This is a genomic window from Pontibacter russatus (assembly GCF_009931655.1).
Taxonomy (GTDB): domain Bacteria; phylum Bacteroidota; class Bacteroidia; order Cytophagales; family Hymenobacteraceae; genus Pontibacter; species Pontibacter russatus.
On the sequence record NZ_CP047984.1, the window covers coordinates 1,525,303 to 1,542,192 of the forward strand.

Annotated in this window: 13 protein-coding genes; 7 read left to right on the top strand and 6 right to left on the bottom strand. The window is 56.9% G+C overall.

All coding sequences use genetic code 11. The features are described from left to right. Window positions 1–151: 151 nt before the first annotated feature. The gene (locus GSQ62_RS06150; protein WP_202621853.1) at window positions 152–838 is read right to left on the bottom strand and encodes a TIGR04283 family arsenosugar biosynthesis glycosyltransferase; all 687 of its coding nucleotides are present in this window, start codon (window positions 836–838) and stop codon (window positions 152–154) included. 220 nt (window positions 839–1,058) lie between these two features. On the opposite strand from GSQ62_RS06150, the gene GSQ62_RS06155 reads away from it, so the two are divergent. Then, window positions 1,059–1,778: a zinc-dependent peptidase gene (locus tag GSQ62_RS06155; protein ID WP_237587026.1), complete on the top strand. Its 720-nt coding sequence runs from the start codon at window positions 1,059–1,061 to the stop codon at window positions 1,776–1,778. 149 nt (window positions 1,779–1,927) lie between these two features. Then, entirely contained in the window at window positions 1,928–2,215 is a 288-nt protein-coding gene (locus GSQ62_RS06160) for a (2Fe-2S) ferredoxin domain-containing protein (protein ID WP_161888695.1), read from the top strand. A 59-nt stretch (window positions 2,216–2,274) separates the two neighbouring features. Here the strand turns inward: GSQ62_RS06160 and GSQ62_RS06165 are convergent, their stop codons facing one another. The 4 genes from GSQ62_RS06165 to GSQ62_RS06180 form a co-directional block, all read right to left on the bottom strand. Further along, a complete protein-coding gene (locus tag GSQ62_RS06165; protein WP_161888696.1) occupies window positions 2,275–2,811 on the bottom strand; it encodes a ferritin in 537 nt (178 codons plus the stop codon). Window positions 2,812–3,003: 192 nt separating this feature from the next. Continuing rightward, window positions 3,004–3,354: a hypothetical protein gene (locus GSQ62_RS06170; protein WP_161888697.1), complete on the bottom strand. Its 351-nt coding sequence runs from the start codon at window positions 3,352–3,354 to the stop codon at window positions 3,004–3,006. Between the two features lie 295 nt (window positions 3,355–3,649). Continuing rightward, entirely contained in the window at window positions 3,650–4,417 is a 768-nt protein-coding gene (locus GSQ62_RS06175) for a LytR/AlgR family response regulator transcription factor (RefSeq protein ID WP_161888698.1), read from the bottom strand. A gap of 327 nt (window positions 4,418–4,744) precedes the next feature. Continuing rightward, window positions 4,745–5,857 carry a sensor histidine kinase gene (locus tag GSQ62_RS06180; protein WP_161888699.1) on the bottom strand — a complete coding sequence of 371 codons (1,113 nt, stop codon included), beginning with the start codon at window positions 5,855–5,857 and terminating at the stop codon, window positions 4,745–4,747. A 451-nt stretch (window positions 5,858–6,308) separates the two neighbouring features. On the opposite strand from GSQ62_RS06180, the gene GSQ62_RS06185 reads away from it, so the two are divergent. Then, window positions 6,309–6,881, top strand: a complete 573-nt coding sequence (locus tag GSQ62_RS06185; RefSeq protein ID WP_161888700.1) for a DUF1579 family protein — start codon at window positions 6,309–6,311, stop codon at window positions 6,879–6,881. 131 nt (window positions 6,882–7,012) lie between these two features. Here the strand turns inward: GSQ62_RS06185 and GSQ62_RS06190 are convergent, their stop codons facing one another. Next, window positions 7,013–7,354 carry an MGMT family protein gene (locus GSQ62_RS06190; protein ID WP_161888701.1) on the bottom strand — a complete coding sequence of 114 codons (342 nt, stop codon included), beginning with the start codon at window positions 7,352–7,354 and terminating at the stop codon, window positions 7,013–7,015. 202 nt (window positions 7,355–7,556) lie between these two features. On the opposite strand from GSQ62_RS06190, the gene GSQ62_RS06195 reads away from it, so the two are divergent. The 4 genes from GSQ62_RS06195 (at window position 7,557) to GSQ62_RS06210 (ending at window position 16,848) form a co-directional block, all read left to right on the top strand. Beyond that, window positions 7,557–8,639, top strand: coding sequence for an efflux RND transporter periplasmic adaptor subunit (locus GSQ62_RS06195; protein ID WP_161888702.1), 1,083 nt, complete (start codon window positions 7,557–7,559; stop codon window positions 8,637–8,639). 191 nt (window positions 8,640–8,830) lie between these two features. Continuing rightward, on the top strand, window positions 8,831–11,914 hold the full coding sequence (locus GSQ62_RS06200; protein ID WP_161888703.1) for an efflux RND transporter permease subunit: 3,084 nt from the start codon (window positions 8,831–8,833) through the stop codon (window positions 11,912–11,914). A gap of 30 nt (window positions 11,915–11,944) precedes the next feature. Continuing rightward, entirely contained in the window at window positions 11,945–13,294 is a 1,350-nt protein-coding gene (locus GSQ62_RS06205; protein WP_161888704.1) for a TolC family protein, read from the top strand. 281 nt (window positions 13,295–13,575) lie between these two features. After that, window positions 13,576–16,848, top strand: a complete 3,273-nt coding sequence (locus GSQ62_RS06210; RefSeq protein ID WP_161891337.1) for an amidohydrolase family protein — start codon at window positions 13,576–13,578, stop codon at window positions 16,846–16,848. Window positions 16,849–16,890: the final 42 nt, after the last annotated feature.

The following is a 16,890-nucleotide window of genomic DNA, read 5'->3' on the forward strand; positions in this document are numbered from 1 at the left end:
GTTTGTTTTGTCTCGGGTTGAGGTTCTGTTGTATCAGGATAAATCACTGCTATCTGAATAAAAATGAATACTGCACTCAGCAGATATAGTTACCGCGCGCCTGAAATTAAAGGGCTGTGTCAGGACAGCCAGGCACAGTGGGCAGTCTTGCTTACCGCCGCAGTAGCCATTTATATATACGCGCCAGCCGCCGCTGCGCCATTCCGAAGCGGAACAGCCCATATATAAGTATGTAGCCTGCCTGCAGCCGGTACACCCCCACTTCCCGGTATTTTCGGGCGGAGGTGGTGACCTGTTGCGGCAGCACCTTAAACGGAGCCAGCCGCCGCAGCCGCCCGATTATTTCCTGATCCTCCAGCAGCAGCAGTTGCTCACCGAAGCCTCCGGCCCTCAGAAAAACATCGCGCCGCGCAAACAGGCTCTGATCCCCGAACCGGATGGCATCCACCTCAAACCGTGTGAACCAGGCGTTCAGGCGGAGGAACCAGTGCGAAGAATCGAACCGAAGCCGGAAGCAGCCGCTGCCCGCCCCCTGCTGTATGGCCTCATTTATATAGGCTTCAAAACCAACCGGCGGAAACGTGTCGGCGTGCAGGAAGTAGAGGACATCGCCTGTGCCAGCTGCGGCCCCGGCGTTCATCTGCGGCCCGCGGCCTTTGTGCCTGCACAAGTGCACGCGTGCGCCCTGTGCCCCGGCTATATCCCGGGTGGCGTCTGTGCTGCCGCCGTCTGCCACGATAATTTCGGTGCCGGGGCTGGCGTGCCGCTGCAGGTAATGCAGCAAGCTCCGGATAACGGCCGCTTCGTTGTAGGTCGGTATGACGATGCTCAGTTTCAAGCGCGGGGTTGTTGCTGACGGTCTGGTGTCTGTATAAAATTTAGCTTACGGGAAGTGTAGAGAAAGTTATATATTTAATCGCCCATAAACGAACCTGGTCTTGAACATTACTTTTTGCACCCTGCCGATTGCTATCCAACTTATTGGCTTCCAAGTTGGTAGGCGGATACCAATTGCCCCATCAACGTTTCTCCTGCTTGTAACAGTACTCTTTGGCCTGATGTTGCTTGGCCCCTATATATTGAAGCAGCTCCGGAAACGGCCGTTGGTACACGAGCTGAGAAGACAGCAGCCAGCTTATTATGCCGCACTTCCATACTCCCTGCAGCGCCGCTTCGAGCATCGCGTTGCCGAATTCCTCCAACGTAAAACTTTTATCCCACGCGGGGAAAGCTTTGACGTGACGCTGGACATGCAGGTTCGTATCGCCGCTTGTGCCGTGCAGCTTACATTCGGGCTTGAACCTGTTTATTTGTCCCATTTCAGCAAAATACTCGTGTACCCCAACCGCTACTACTCCACTATCTTTAAGCGTTACCATTGCGGTGAGATAAACATGCGCGGCTATATCGTGCTGTCGTGGAAAGATTTTGAAACAGGCTACCGCAACAGCACCGACGGTTTTAACCTTGGCTTACATGAAATGGCCCACGCCCTCCATCTTCAGAATATCATCCCGCATGACGAGCACAGCTTTCTGGATGTACGGCACCTCCGGCAATGGAACAAACTGGCGGCCACTGAAATGCAACTGCGGGGGCAAAAGGCAGATGGGTTCCTCCGCCTGCAGGCCTGCCAGGATGAGCATGAGTTTTTTGCGGTAAGCGCGGAGTCTTTTTTTGAGCGCCCGCAGGAATTTAGGACGCATCATCCGGAAATTTACCGGGCGCTTGCTACCTTGTTACAGCAGGACCCGGCACAGGGAGTATATCAGTTGTAGTCCTTTATATATGAAAATCCTTTCGCGGACATTCCGGTTCTAAACCCTACATTTGCCTCATGTTCCGCTTTCGCATCTATACCATGTGGTTCACAAAACTATTTTCCCGGAATCAGGCTTTCCCCCCTGAGACAACCGTAAAACCCTATATGAGCAAGAGTTTCCCCATACCCGATAAAGTGATTTATGTGTGTACCGGCAGCAAGTGCAAGAAGAAGGGCGGCAAAGAACTGGGCAAGTTTTTCAGGGAGATGATTAAGGAGGCGGGGCTGAAGGGGCAGGTGGAAGTGGTGAAAACCGACTGCACCGACCGCTGCGACTTCGCCCCGGTGGTGTGCATGCAGCCCGACAACGCCTGGATGCCGCAGATGAACGAGGCCAAAGCCCTGGAAGCTTTCCAGGAGCATATACTCCGTGCTTCTCCCGACCACCGGTAAACAGCAAAGCCCTTGGACGCTCTCCAAAGGCTTTGCTGCGTTTATTATATAGGGGTCTTCTACGCTTCGTAGGTGTCTTCGTAGCTGATTTTCGTCACGCGCTTGTCTATCTCGTAGCGTCCGGTGCCCTCCTCTCCTATCACATCAAACAACTCCAGCGCACGGCGGGCCACATACTCTTCCTCCACCTGCTCTTTCAGGAACCACTGCAGGAACGAGAACGTCACGTAATCCTTCGCTTTCTGGCAGCGGTCCGCGATGCGGTTAAACGACTGCGTGACGGACACCTCCTGCTGCAGCGCCAGCTCGAACACGCTCCGGAAAGAATCGTACTCCACCTGGATGTTTGAGATAGCCGGGGAAACGGCGCGGCCGCCCATGTCAGACACGAACTTGAACAGGCGCAGCATGTGCTCCCGCTCCTCGTCCGACTGCTTTTTAAAATAACCCGCGCTGTTGTCAAACCCGTTGCGGTCGCACCAGCTCGACATGGCCAGGTACGCGGCCGAGGCCTCAGCCTCCATCTTTATCTGCTCGTTCAGTATTTGCTCTATCTCCTCAGTAAGGGATGTTCTGAGTCTCAATAAATCTTTCATAGGGTTATGGTGCTTTGTAGGTTCTACATGATTTAGGCGCGCCATCAGGGGCACATCCTTCTTGACACTTTAATTTACGTATTTAAAGGGCTACATGTATATAAACCAATGAAATATGGAAACAGTCTAAATTAAAAAGCACAGCGGGTGAGGCTGTGCTTGGTTGGAAAACAGGAAAGTCTGTATATGGCCTCAGGCAAGCTGAGCGCTGAGGCACTCGTGCAGCACGCTGTTGAGCGACATGGCAAACTTGGCCCCCTCCAGCAGTTCCTTAAAGGCATACAGTTCCGGCAGCGTCAGCACATAGCAGCGGTCGCAGCCGCAGACAGATATGATTTCTACATCGGCGGCGCGCGCCGTGCTGGCGGCCATCTCCTCCAGGTCCACGTTGTCTACGGCACGCTTCAGGCGCAGAAAAGCCTCCACCTTCAGCACGGTGAGCTGTCCGGCAAAATGCACCAGCACACGGTTGCGGCTGTCGCACTGGTAGATGGCTCCTGCGGTGGTGGTGTAAATCTCGGCTAAGGTGGCGGCTGTTTTCATCTGCTCTCCTGAATTTGCTGTCGCTGCTGTTTATGATATCACAAAGCTAACGACTATTTAGACTGAGTCCAAATAAAAACTGAGAACATTTTCGAAAAGTGACATCAATCACCTCCACAGAGGGAAGAATTCCGAGACCCTAATTCCGGGTTATATTTAGATATGGGCTGTTATATAAATACTGAGGCTTTTGCAAGACTGCCGGTATTCCTCTCAAAGGATAAGGGATGAGGCTGGACATATATGCTCCTGAATAAACCACCCCAGAATTCGGAACTCATAATTCGGAATTCTTTCAGGCTTCCAACAGGTTGTTTTGGTTGAGAATTTGGAGCACCTCGTTTTTGTAAAAGCGCCCGATGGGAATCTCGGATTTGCCTACGTCGACGGCGCTGGCCGAGAATGCCTGAATTTTATCCAGCGCCACAATAAAGGAACGGTGGATGCGCAGGAACTTGTCGGTGGGCAGCTTCTCCTCCAGGAAAGAGATCTTCTGGTAGGAGATAATCTCCTTCGTCTCCGTTTTTACCCGGATGTAGTCTTTCAGGCTCTCTATATACAGGATGTCGGCCAGCATCACCTTCACCATCTTCTTGTCGGCCTTCAGGTAAATGAAGGTGTCCTTGTAATCCGAAACCGGGGGCGTGGAGGTTGCCGGTGGGGCTGGTTCCGTCTCGGAAGCTGCCGTGGGAGAAGCATGTGGGGGCAGTTCCGCCGCAGACACTTTAGAAACGGCCTTCAGGAAGCGCTCAAACGCAATGGGCTTCAGCAGGTAATCCACCACGTTCAGCTCGAAGCCTTCCACGGCATAATCGCGGTAGGCGGTGGTGAAGATGACCCTGGGCGGCTGCGCCAGCGATTTGAGGAAGTCGATGCCCGTGAGCTTCGGCATCTGAATGTCGAGGAACACCAGGTCGATGTGCTCGCGCTGCAGGCAGCTGTAGGCTTCCACGGCGTTGTGGCAGCGGCACACCAGTTCAAGGTTGTCGAGCCTGCCGATGAACGTTTCCAGCACATCCAGCGCCAGCGGCTCATCATCCACAATCATGCATCGTATCTTCATGCTGTTTATGCTGTTTATATAGGGCTAAAGACTTTTCGAAAAGAGACCAAAATGTAAACGCTCCGGCCCGGTGAATCATATGGGGCTGCTCTATAAATCTGCCCTTGCCCCCTCAAAGCAGGCTTTATGGCGCAAGCGGCCTCCCTCGTGAAGGCTATCTCAGGGATTCCCCAGACTTTGCCCGGGGCGAGCTGGCCCGGCATCATGTTCGGTTTCAGGTCCAAGACCTGCACCATATATAGAAGGAACAGGTTACAAACCAAAGTAGCGAAACGAGGAGTCTCCTCCCAGTCATATATAAATTGCCTGATGTTGGAGTAACTCTAATCAATACTCCCCCAGATCCAGCACCAGGCGGGCGGCGTAACTTTCCGGCTCGTCTTCCATTTCCAGCTCGTAGCGGCCTTCGTAGAGCAGTTCGAGGCGGCGCTGCAGGTTTTTGAGGCCGATGCCGGAGGCCATGTCGCGGGTGCTGTTGCTGGCGCGGTCGCCGCACTTGCAGTTCTCCACCAGCAGCGTTAGTTGCGTGCCCGTCACTTTCACCTCAATGCGCACCCAGGCGTTCGTTGTTTCGGTGCTCACGCCGTGTTTAAAGGCGTTCTCCACAAAAGGCAGCAGCAGCATGGGCGCGATATGCCTGCCCGCCACATTCCCGACTTCGGTGTAGCGCACCTCCACCCGGTTTCCGTAGCGCATGCGCTCCAGGGCTATATAGTTTTTGATGTACTCCAGCTCTTTCTGTAGCGGCACCTGGGCGGCGTTGGCTTCATACAGCATATAGTCCATCAGGCTCGACAGCTTGAGCACCACCTCAGGCGCAGTGTCGGCCTTCTTGAGCGTGAGCGCGTACAGGCTGTTGAGCGTGTTGAACAGGAAGTGCGGGTGAATCTGCGCCTTCAGCACTTTCAGCTCCGCCTCCAGCTTGTCCTGCGTCAGGTTGCGGGCCGCCTGCTGGTGGCTGTACCAGTTCTTGAGCAGCGCAATCACCGCCGTGATGGCCACCACATAATTGATGTTGACGATGTTTTTGACGAAGCGGTAAAACGTCAGGTTGTCTTCGGTGCAGGTGGTGGGGCAGAAGAGCGGATGAATGAGGAAGGGCAGCAGCACGAACTGCATCAGCGCCCCAATGGCCCCCATCAGCAGCAGCAGGTACACGAAAAACTCGAGGTAGCGCTTCTGCAGCAGGTAGTGCGGCATCAGGTAGTACATGTTAAAGTATACCAGCGCCATCTTGAACGGCAGTTCCACGAGCTCCACCATAAAGGCGTTGTAGTAGTCGTCGATATAGCTGCCGTACAGCAGCCCGAAAAACACGACATAGACCGTCCAGAAAAACAGGTGCAGCAGCAACCGGTTCTGAGTAATGTTCCGCACCTCGGGCAGGCTCCAGGTCGTGCTGGTGGCATGGGGCCCTGCCGCAGTCAACTTAACTTCCATATTACAAAGCTACTAATTCTGCCGCTGACGGCAGTTTGCCGGGGCCGCTATTTAGACAATGGGGCGCTACGGGCACCTTAACAGCTTATCTATACCCCTTAACAGTAGAAGCACAAAATTCTTGTCTCTACATAATCATCCTTATATAGCATATAGGAGTGCTGCAGTCGGGGCAAGTGAGAAAACAGAAACTCGGCTTCACTTCCCGCTTCCTCTTGGCCCTGCATGCTCCTGCCCGGACAGCGGAGCTATTGGAAAGGCCTACCCTTTTCATCGATAAAAAATGCCAGTCCGAAGGCTTTCGTATATACAAAGTCAGGCTATGGCTACCCGTCTGCCGCACTCGTCTAAAAGCCAAAACTATCGCTCTAAAATTACATATACTTGTAATACACAAGCGCTTTAAAACCGTCCCCGGCGACACGTAAACCTTAACCTAACCTATAAAATTATGAAAAAAGTATTTAGTTTCTTTCTGCTGGCAGTGATGCTGCTGGCAGGAGCCGCCCCGCTGACCGCGGCACAGAACGGAAGCCGCCTCACCCCCGACGAGGCTAACAATATCCTGGAGAAGACAGTTGGGGCCTGGCAGATAAAATCTGTGGCCTGGCAGCCATGGAATAGCAAATTCGCCTTTTCGGAGGGCACGGCCAGCTACCGCCTCGATGACAATGGCAACGTGCGCGAGCGCCTCTCGCTGGTGCAGCCAGATGGCACTGTAGAAGAAGTAGAGGGCCTGCTCCGTTACTCAGCCAAGAACAAGCGCTTTGAGTTTGTGCAGGTAGATAAAGCGGGCGTCATCACCCTGCTCATGCACGGGAAGTGGGACCCCGACTTCAGCATGATAGTTTTTACGCCAGCTATTGCGCCGCGGCATGTTTCCAGCCAGGTTACCTGGCAATACCTTTTCTTCGACGACGGCTCCTTCAGGAAAGTTGTCCGCACACCCGACGGCAAGGGCAACACCATGATAGCCGCAGAATTCCACTGCCAGCAACCCAGCGTGGCGAAAAGAAAGCATTAGCTGACGGAGCGCGCGCAAAACCGCTACTGCCCGCTTCCTGGCCCAGTGCTGTCTGGCTCTGCTGCTCCATAGCACCTTGCTCCGGTCTATATGCCCCGGGGCAAGGTGCTCTTTGCCGTCTCACCTAGCCGCTACAGCAACTCCTTGGCCGGGTCCCAGAACAGCTCCGTGAAGTTTGCCACCTGGTTATTCTCCACCCGCACCCCTTCCTCCTCCAGGCGCCGCTGCATGGCGTCGGGTTCCTCAAAATGCTGCCGCCCCGTCAGCAGTCCGTTGCGGTTCACCACGCGGTGCGCCGGTATGCTGGCGAAAGGCTGTGAGGCAATCAGCGCCCAGCCCACCATGCGCGCCGAGCCCTTGGACCCCAGATAACTGGCGATGGCCCCGTAGGACGTGACGCGTCCGCTCGGTATGAGCCGCACCACCGCGTACACATCCTCAAAAAAGTTCTTTTTAGCTGGTTCCTCCTTCATGTCAAAAAAATTCTGTACGGTTTAAACCTTTGCAGCGGCTATATGTCTAAGCTGAGTGCCTGTTTGCAGAGATTGGGCCTCTGCCCTTTCAAAATAAGGAATAAGACCATATTTTTAACCCTGCTTCGGCATAAACCTTCATCCGGGAAATTATGTTGTGCCTGCAGATGTTCACCCTACACCAACCAGCGTTCAAACATTCATGAATAGAACCGTTAAAACCATCCTGCTGCTGCTGGTCCTCGCGGCCGTCGCGTACCTTTTTGTGAGTAAAGTCTTTACCGGGACAGAAGAACAGGCAGTCGCGGCGAAAAGCGGCGGCCCCATGGCCCAGAAAGTGGCGGTAGATGTGTTTGTAGTGTCCCCCACCGCTTACCAGAACAACATCACCTCCACCGGGAGCGTGATACCGAACGAAGATGTGGAGCTGCGCAGCGAGATTTCCGGGCGCATCACGAGCATTAACTTCGAGGAGGGCAGCCAAGTGAAGGAAGGGCAGCTGCTGATGACCATCAACGCCGCCGAAATGCAGGCCCAGCTACAGAAGCTCGAATCGAACCAAAGTCTGTACAAGGACATGGAAGCCCGCCAGCGCACCCTGCTGGAGAAAGAGTACATCAGCGAGCAGGAGTATGACCAGGTGAGCAACCAGCTGGCCACCGCCACCGCCGACATCCAGGCGCTGAAGGCCACGATGGCAAAAGCATATATACGCGCCCCCTTCGATGGCATCATCGGCCTGCGGCAGGTAAGTGAGGGAAGCTACGTGACCGCCAGTACCCCCATTGCCCGCATCGTGGACGTGAGCCCCGTGAAGATAGATTTTGCCATACCCGGCCGCTACAGCCAGATGGTGCGGGAAGGCGAAACCATCACCTTCACCACGGAGGGGAGCGCGGCCGAGTACACCGCCAAGATATACGCCATCCAGCCGAACATCGACCCGGTGACACGCACCCTTCAGATCCGCGCCCTGTTCGAGAACAGGAACAACGAGGTGAAGCCCGGCGCCTTCGTCAGCATCAACCTGCCGCTTCGGGAAGTGGAAGAAGCCATTCTCATCCCGACGGAGTCCATCATCCCGGAGGCGACGGGACACAAGGTTTTCCTGGTGAAGGACGGCAAGGCGGCCCCTCAGATGGTGAAGATCGGCCAGCGCTCCGAAACCATGATCCAAATACTGGAGGGCATTGCCCCCGGCGACACTATCATCAGCTCGGGCATACTGCAGGCGCGCCCCGGCTCTGAGCTGAACATCCGCAATGTCCGGACCACGGAGGAGTAACCCCCGCAGGCAGCGCCCTTTTATATATAGACCCTGCTGACGCATACCCGCGGTTCCCGCTCGCCCGGGGCCGGAATATGAGAACAGACAACCGTACCACTGCCTGCCCCTGAACCATATATGGCTGCGGCTGGCAGGCTAACAGAAAACAACACCATTACCGGATCTTCGTCCGCTTTTTCAGGAAAAACATGGCAAGTCTATCAAACATAAGCATAAGGCGCCCGGTGCTGGCCATCGTGATGAGCATCACGATCATCGTGTTCGGTATCATCGGAATCAACTTTCTGGGCATACGCGAGTACCCCAGCGTGGACCCGCCCATCATCAACGTCTCCACCTCCTACACCGGGGCCAATGCCGAAACGATTGAGTCGGAGATTACGGAGCCGCTGGAGGAGTCCATCAACGGCATCGCTGGCATCCGGACGCTCACCTCCTCCAGCAGCGAGGGGCGAAGCAACATCACCGTGGAGTTTAACCTGGACGTTGACCTGGAGACAGCCGCCAACGACGTGCGCGACCGCGTGGCCAGGGCGCAGCGCAGGCTGCCGGAGGACGCCGAGCCGCCCACCGTGTCCAAGGCCGACGCGGACTCCAATCCCATCCTGATGCTGGGCATGAAAAGCGAGACGCGCTCGCTGCTGGAACTCTCCGACATAGCCACCAACGTTTTTAAGGAACAGCTGCAAACCATCCCGGGCGTGAGCTCCGTGGGCATCTGGGGCGATAAGCGTTACTCCATGCGCCTTTGGATGGACCCCGACAAACTGGCTGCCCTGCAGGTGACGCCCGTGGAGGTGCAGCAGGCCATCATGCGCCAGAACGTCGAGTTGCCTTCCGGCAGCATCGAGGGAGCCTCCACCGAGCTCTCCGTCCGGACCATGGGCCGCATCTCCACGGTGGAGGAATTCAACAATGTCGTTATCCGGGAAGATGAGAACCGCCTCATCCGCTTCCGGGATGTCGGTTTCGCAGAGCTGGCGCCGGAGAACGACAAGACTGTTTTAAGGTACAACGGCATCCCGATGCTGGGGATAGTGCTCATCCCGCAGCCGGGCTCCAACCAGATCGAGATTGCCGACGAGTTCTACAGGCGCCTGGAGCAGATTAAAAAGGATGTGCCCGACGACATTGAGCTCCTGATCGGCTTCGACAACTCGCAATACATAAAAGCCTCGCTGGCGGAAGTGGAGGAGACCTTCCTGATCGCCTTTGGCCTGGTGGTGCTCATCATCTTCCTCTTCCTGCGCGACTGGCGCTCCACCCTCATCCCGATCGTGGCCATCCCGGTTTCGCTGATAGGCACCTTCTTCGTGATGTACCTGATGGGGTTCTCCATTAACGTGCTGACGCTGCTGGGTATCGTGCTGGCCATTGGTTTGGTGGTGGACGATGCCATTGTGATGCTGGAGAACATCTATGCCCGTATAGAGGACGGGCAGGAGCCGAACAAGGCGGCGAAGAAAGGCTCTGAGGAGATATACTTCGCCATTATCTCCACCACGGTTGCGCTGGCGGCGGTGTTTATGCCGGTTGCCTTCCTCGAGGACACTACCGGCCGCCTCTTCCGGGAGTTCGGAATCGTGGTGGCCAGCGCCGTTATCATCTCGGCCTTTGTTTCGCTCACGCTTACGCCCATGATGTCGGCCAAGATGCTGAAGCGCCACGAGCGGCCCAACTGGTTCTACCGCAAAACAGAGCCTTTCTTCACCGCCCTCACCAACGGCTACCGCAGCAGCCTCGAAAGCTTCATGCGGGTGCGCTGGGTAGCCTTCCTGTTCATCATCGGCTCCACAGGCGCCATCTGGTGGCTGATGACCTCACTGCCTTCCGAACTGAGCCCGGACGAGGACAGAAGCGGCATCCGCATCAACGCCACCGGCCCGGAGGGCGCTTCCTTCGAGTTTATGGACAGGTATATGAACGAGGTGACGGCCCTGGTGAACGACTCAGTGGAAGGCCTGGAGAGCATCACGACGATGACGCGCAACCCAACCTCCGGATTTATACGCCTGCGCCTCGTGGAGCCTGACAAACGCACCAAGTCGCAGCAGGAGCTGGTCAACCAAATACCCAAACTCATCAACCAGGTGCCCGGCGCAAGGGCCTTCGCCTCCGGCGACAAGGGCCTGGGAGGCGGCCGCGGGGCGGGGCAGCCGATACAGTTTGTGGTGCAGGCGCAAAGCATGGACAAGCTCCGTGAGATCATCCCCCCCTTCCTGCAGGCGGCACAGAACGACCCCACTTTCAACTTCGTGGACGTCGACCTGAAATTCAGCAAGCCGGAACTGCGGGTGGAGATCGACCGGGAGAAGGCCCTCTCGATGGGAGTGAGCGCCCGCGACATCTCCCAGACCCTGCAGTCAGGGCTAAGCGGCATGCGCTACGGTTATTTCGTGAAAGGCGGAAAGCAGTACCAGATCATCGGGCAGGTGGCCCGCGACGACAGGAGCGAACCGCTCGACCTGCGAAGCCTCCACATCAAGAACAACCAGGGCGAACTGATCCAGCTCGACAACCTGATAGAACTCAGCGAGGAAAGCGCCTCTCCTGAGATATACCGCTTCAACCGCTTTGCAGCTGCCACCTTCAGCGCCACCCTGACCGAGGGCAAGACCATCGGTGACGGCATCGAGGCCATGGACGCCATTGCCGACAAAGTGCTGGACGAGACGTACCAGACAGCCCTCACCGGGCAGTCGCGCGATTTCTCGGAGAGTGGCGGCAGTTTGCTGTTTGCCTTCCTGCTGGCCCTGGGCCTCATCTACCTGGCGCTGGCGGCGCAGTTCGAGAGCTTCCGCGACCCGATCATCATCATGTTCACGGTGCCGCTGGCCCTTGCAGGCGCGCTTCTTAGTTTGTGGTACTTCGACCAGACACTCAACATTTTCAGCCAGATTGGCATGATCATGCTGGTGGGACTGGTTACCAAGAACGGCATCCTGCTGGTGGAATTCTCGAACCAGCGGAAAGAGCAGGGCCTGGGCAGGTATGATGCCGCCATCGACTCGGCCGTTTCCCGCTTCCGCCCGATCCTGATGACCTCGCTGGCCACCATCCTGGGCACGCTGCCTATTGCCCTGGCCCTGGGCGCCGGCGCCGAAAGCCGTGTGTCGATGGGTATCGCCGTGGTGGGCGGGCTTCTTTTCTCCACCGGCCTGACCCTGTACGTGATTCCGGCCATATACTCTTACTTCTCTTCCAGAGCGCCAAAGCGCGCCGTGGAGGTTGCGGAAGAACCGGAGAAACACAAAGCCGCCGTTGAGGCATAATCATCTAAGCATATACTACCGCGCCAACGCATGTTCAATATTAAAAAAGCCGCTCTGCTACTCCTTCTATTGGCGGGCCTGCTCCCCCACCTGGCCCATAGCCAGGACCAGTTGACTTTGGATGAAGCCGTCCGCATCGGGCTGCAGCAGAACTACGACATCCGAATCGCGGACACAGAGGATGAGATCGGCTCCAACAACGCCACCCTGGGCAACGCCGGCTTCTTCCCGACCGTCACCGGCAGGGCTACCCGCGATTTCTCCCGCAACAACACCCGCAACCAGTTCGAGAGCGAGCCTGCGCGCGAAATCTCGAACCTGCGCAACAACAGCTCCAACGCCAGCGTGCAGCTAGCCTGGACCCTGTTTGACGGAGGCCGCATGTTCATTGCCTACAACAGGCTGCAGGCCCTCGAAAAATCGGGGCAGCTCGTGACAAAGGCCACCATCGAGAACACCATCGCCGATATTTCGGACGCCTACTATGAGGTGGTCCGGCAGGCGCACAAGATTAATGCGCTGGAGGACGCCATCGAGATATCCGCGCAGCGCGTGGCCATTACGCAGGAGCAGTACAATGTGGGGGTGAGCGCGAAGGTGGAAATTCTGCGGGCGCAGGTAGACTACAATGCCGACCAGTCGGAGCTGCTGCGGCAGCAGGAGGCCCTGCAGAACGCGAAGATAGACCTGAACCAGCTACTGGGCCGCGACCCGGACATCAGCTTTGTGGCCACCGACACGATTGTGGTGGACCGGCAGTTGGAGTACCAGGGAGCGGATGCGAACCTGCTGGCCGCCAACCCTGCGCTCCAGCGGCTGCAGCTGGAAAGAGAGATAGCCCAATATGACCTGCGCTCGGCGCGGGCGCTGCGCCTGCCCACGCTGGGGGTGTCCGGCAGCTACGGCTACAACAAATCGCTGCAGGACCCCGTGATATATGGCAACATCTTCGGCACCAACGAAAGCCAGCGCCAGGGCTTCAACTATGGCCTTACGCTGTCGCTGCCCATCTTCAACGGGTTTAACATCAACCGCCAGGTGCAGAACTCCCGCATCAACATAGAGAGCGCGAAGCTGCAATATGCGCAGGTGCAGAACACGCTGGAGTCGGAGCTGGCGCGTGCCTATAGCCGGTATGCCAACCGCATGAAGCTGCTGGACCTGGAGGAGGCGAACCTGAAACTGGCAGACCAGAACGCCGAGATAGCCGTGGAGCGCTACCGCCTGGGCCTGCTTACCGCCATCGAACTGCGCGAGGCGCAGCGCAACCAGCTGATAGCCAGCAACCGCCTGATAGACATCCGCTACGAGGCCAAAGCCGCCGAGGTAGAGATCAAACGCCTGACAAGCTCCCTGCTGCAGGAAGCTGAAGTAAATTAGCCTCCGCATATATACCACATATATAAGCTATAGCCTCACGAGCGCAAGGGTTGGTACCGGGGTGAGCCATCGGCCAGCATTCCGCCTTATGTAGGAGGCGCTTTCCTTCAGCCATATATACCGGGTGTCTTACCGGTGCCTTTCAGACCATACAGCGCCCTGCTCCTCTATTGCAGGGCCTTTTCTATGCTTCCCGCTGTCATTTCTGGCACTAAATCCTTAATTTTGATGACATTAATTTACCAATCGACCCAACCATGAACAAACGTACTTGTCTGAGTATGTTCCTGGCTGCAGCGCTGGCCCTCCCTTTAGGCGCGGCACAGGCACAGGACAAAAAAGAAGAAGCGAAGTGGAAAGTGGAAGCCCAGCACGGCCCGCAGAAAGAAGTCACCGTCACCACCAGCGAAGGCACCTGGATGAGCGTGGACGTGAGCCCGGACGGAAAGGAGATCATCTTCGACATGCTCGGCGACATTTATATTATGCCCGCGGCGGGCGGCAAGGCAAAGCTGCTGCGCAGCGGCCGCGCCTACGAGGTGCAGCCCCGCTTCAGCCCGAACGGCCAGTATATATCCTTCACCTCGGATGCGGGCGGCGGCGACAACATCTGGGTCATGAAGCGCGATGGCTCCGACGCCAGGCAAATCACAGACGAAAATTTCCGCTTACTGAACAACGCCGTCTGGACACCGGACGGAGAATACATTGTGGCCCGTAAGCATTTCACCAACACCCGCTCGCTGGGTGCCGGCGAGATGTGGATGTATCACCGCACCGGCGGCAGCGGCGTGCAGCTCACCAAGCGCAAAAACGACCAGCAGGACGCTGGAGAGCCTTTTGCCTCACCCGATGGTAAGTACATCTACTTTTCGGAGGATATGAGTGGCGGCTCCACGTTTCAGTACAACAAAGACCCGAACGGCCAGATTTATGTCATCCGCCGCGTAGACCGCAACACCGGCGAGATTGAGAATGTGGTGACCGGCAACGGCGGCGCCGTGCGCCCGGTGCTCTCCCGCGACGGAAAACTGCTGGCCTTCGTGCGCCGCGTGCGCACCAAGTCTGTGCTGTTTGTACACGATTTAAAGACCGGGGAAGAGTGGCCCATATACGACAACCTGAACCACGACCAGCAGGAAGCCTGGGCCATTTTCGGGCTCTACCCCAACTTCTCCTGGACACCCGATGACAAGCACATCGTGTTCTGGGCCGGGGGCAAAGTCAACAAAGTGGATGTGGCCACCAAGCAGGTGAGCAATATTCCGTTCGAGGCGACGGCCACGCACCAGATTACCGACGCCGTGCGCCACGACCACAGCAAGGCAGGCCTCTCTCCGAAGCAGTTCACCGCCAAAGCCGTCCGCCACGCCGTCACCTCCCCCGACGGAAAGACGCTGGTGTTCAACGCCGCCGGGTTTATATATAAAAAACAACTGCCAAACGGCAAGCCCGAGCGCATCACCCAGGGTCGGGATTTCGAGTTCTATCCTTCCTTCTCGCCAGAAGGCAACTCCATTGTGTACGCCACCTGGAACGACGAGAACTTCAGCAGCCTCTACAAGCTCGATATCCGCAAGAGAAACGCCAAGCCAACCAAGCTGACCACGGAAAAGGGCTTTTACACCGAGCCCAGGTTCTCGCCCGACGGGAAGTACATCGTCTATACCCGCGAGGGCGGAAACAACCACCAGGGCTACGTGCACAGCAGGGAGCAGGGGATTTACTATATGCCCGCCGACGGCGGCAAAGCCACGCTGGTGCAGGAGCATGGCTCCTCGCCGCAGTTCAACGCCACCTCCGACCGTATTTTCTTCACGGGCCGCGCCGGCGAGAAGTATGCCTTCAAGAGCGTGGACCTGAACGGCAAAGAGGAGCGGACACACTATACCTCCACCTACACCGACCAGTTCTACCCAAGTCCCGACAACAAGTGGATTGCCTTCGTGGAGTTGTTCAACGGCTATATAGCCCCTTTCTCCAGGAACGGGACCGGGCTTGACTTGAGCGCCGGAACGAAAGCCGTGCCAGTCGCCCGCTTCACCCGCGACGCCGGTACCAGCATCCACTGGTCCGCCGACAGCAAAAAGGTAAACTGGGTGCTGGGCGATGAATACTTTTCCAATGACCTGAAAGAGCGCTTCGCGTTTGTACCCGGCGCGCCGGACAAACTCCCGGCCATCGACACCACCGGCACCAAAATCGGGCTTCAGCTGAAAACGGATATACCGGAAGGCAAAATGGCCTTCACCAACGCCCGCATCATCACGATGAAAGGCGATGAGGTGATAGAAGGCGGAACGATTGTGGTGGATGGCAACCACATAGTGGCGGTTGGCAAAAACGTGCAGGTGCCCAAAGACGCCAAAGTGATTGACGCGAATGGCAAAACCATTATGCCGGGCATCGTGGATGTGCATGCGCACCTGGGCACCTTCCGGCTGGGCATGAGCCCGCAGAAACAGTGGTCTTACTATGCCAACCTGGCCTACGGCGTTACCACCACCCACGACCCCTCTTCCACCACCGAAATGGTGTTTAGCCAATCGGAGGCGGTGAAGTCGGGTGCTATGGTGGGCCCGCGCATCTACTCAACAGGCACCATCCTGTATGGCGCTGATGGAAACTTCAAGGCCGTGATCAACAGCCTCGACGATGCCCGCTCGCACCTGCGCCGCCTCAAAGCGGTGGGCGGCTTCTCGGTGAAGAGCTACAACCAGCCCCGCCGCGAGCAGCGCCAGCAGGTGATTCAGGCGGCCCGCGAACTGGACATGAGCGTCTTTCCCGAGGGTGGCTCCACCTTCTTCCACAACATGACCATGATCCTGGACGGCCATACCGGCGTGGAGCACAACATTCCGATAGCCCCGCTTTATAAAGATGTGGTAGAGGTCTGGAAGGCCTCCAATACGGGTTATACCCCTACCCTTATCGTGAACTATGGTGCGGTGAACGGCGAGTATTACTGGTACCAGAAGACGAATGTGTGGGAGAAAGAGCGCCTGCTCCGGTTCACGCCCCGCTCCGTGATTGACGGCCGCGCCCGCTTCGTGACGCAGGTGCCGGACGAGGAGTACGAGAACGGCTATATCAAAACCTCCGAGGCCTGTAAACTCTTAACAGACAACGGCGTGAAAGTGAACCTGGGGGCACACGGCCAGTTGCAGGGCCTGGGGGCGCACTGGGAACTCTGGATGCTGCAGCAGGGCGGCATGACAAACCACGAGGCCCTGCGCGCTGCCACCCTGAATGGGGCGGAATACCTGGGCATGAGCAAGGAAATCGGCTCGTTGGAAGTGGGCAAGCTGGCTGACCTGATCGTGCTGGACCAGAACCCGCTGGAGAACATCCGCAACTCGGAGCACGTGCAGTACACCATGGTGAACGGCCGCCTGTATGACGCCGCTACCATGGCCGAAACGGGTAACTACGACAAAAAGCCGGGCAGCTTCTGGTGGGAGAACGACAAATACGCCACCGCTTTTGACTGGCACGAAGGCACCAACACCCGCTTCGAGGGCATCGCCGGAGAGCATTGCACCTGCCGCCATTAAGTTTAACAGGTTTATATATAAAACAAGAGCGCCACTCATATA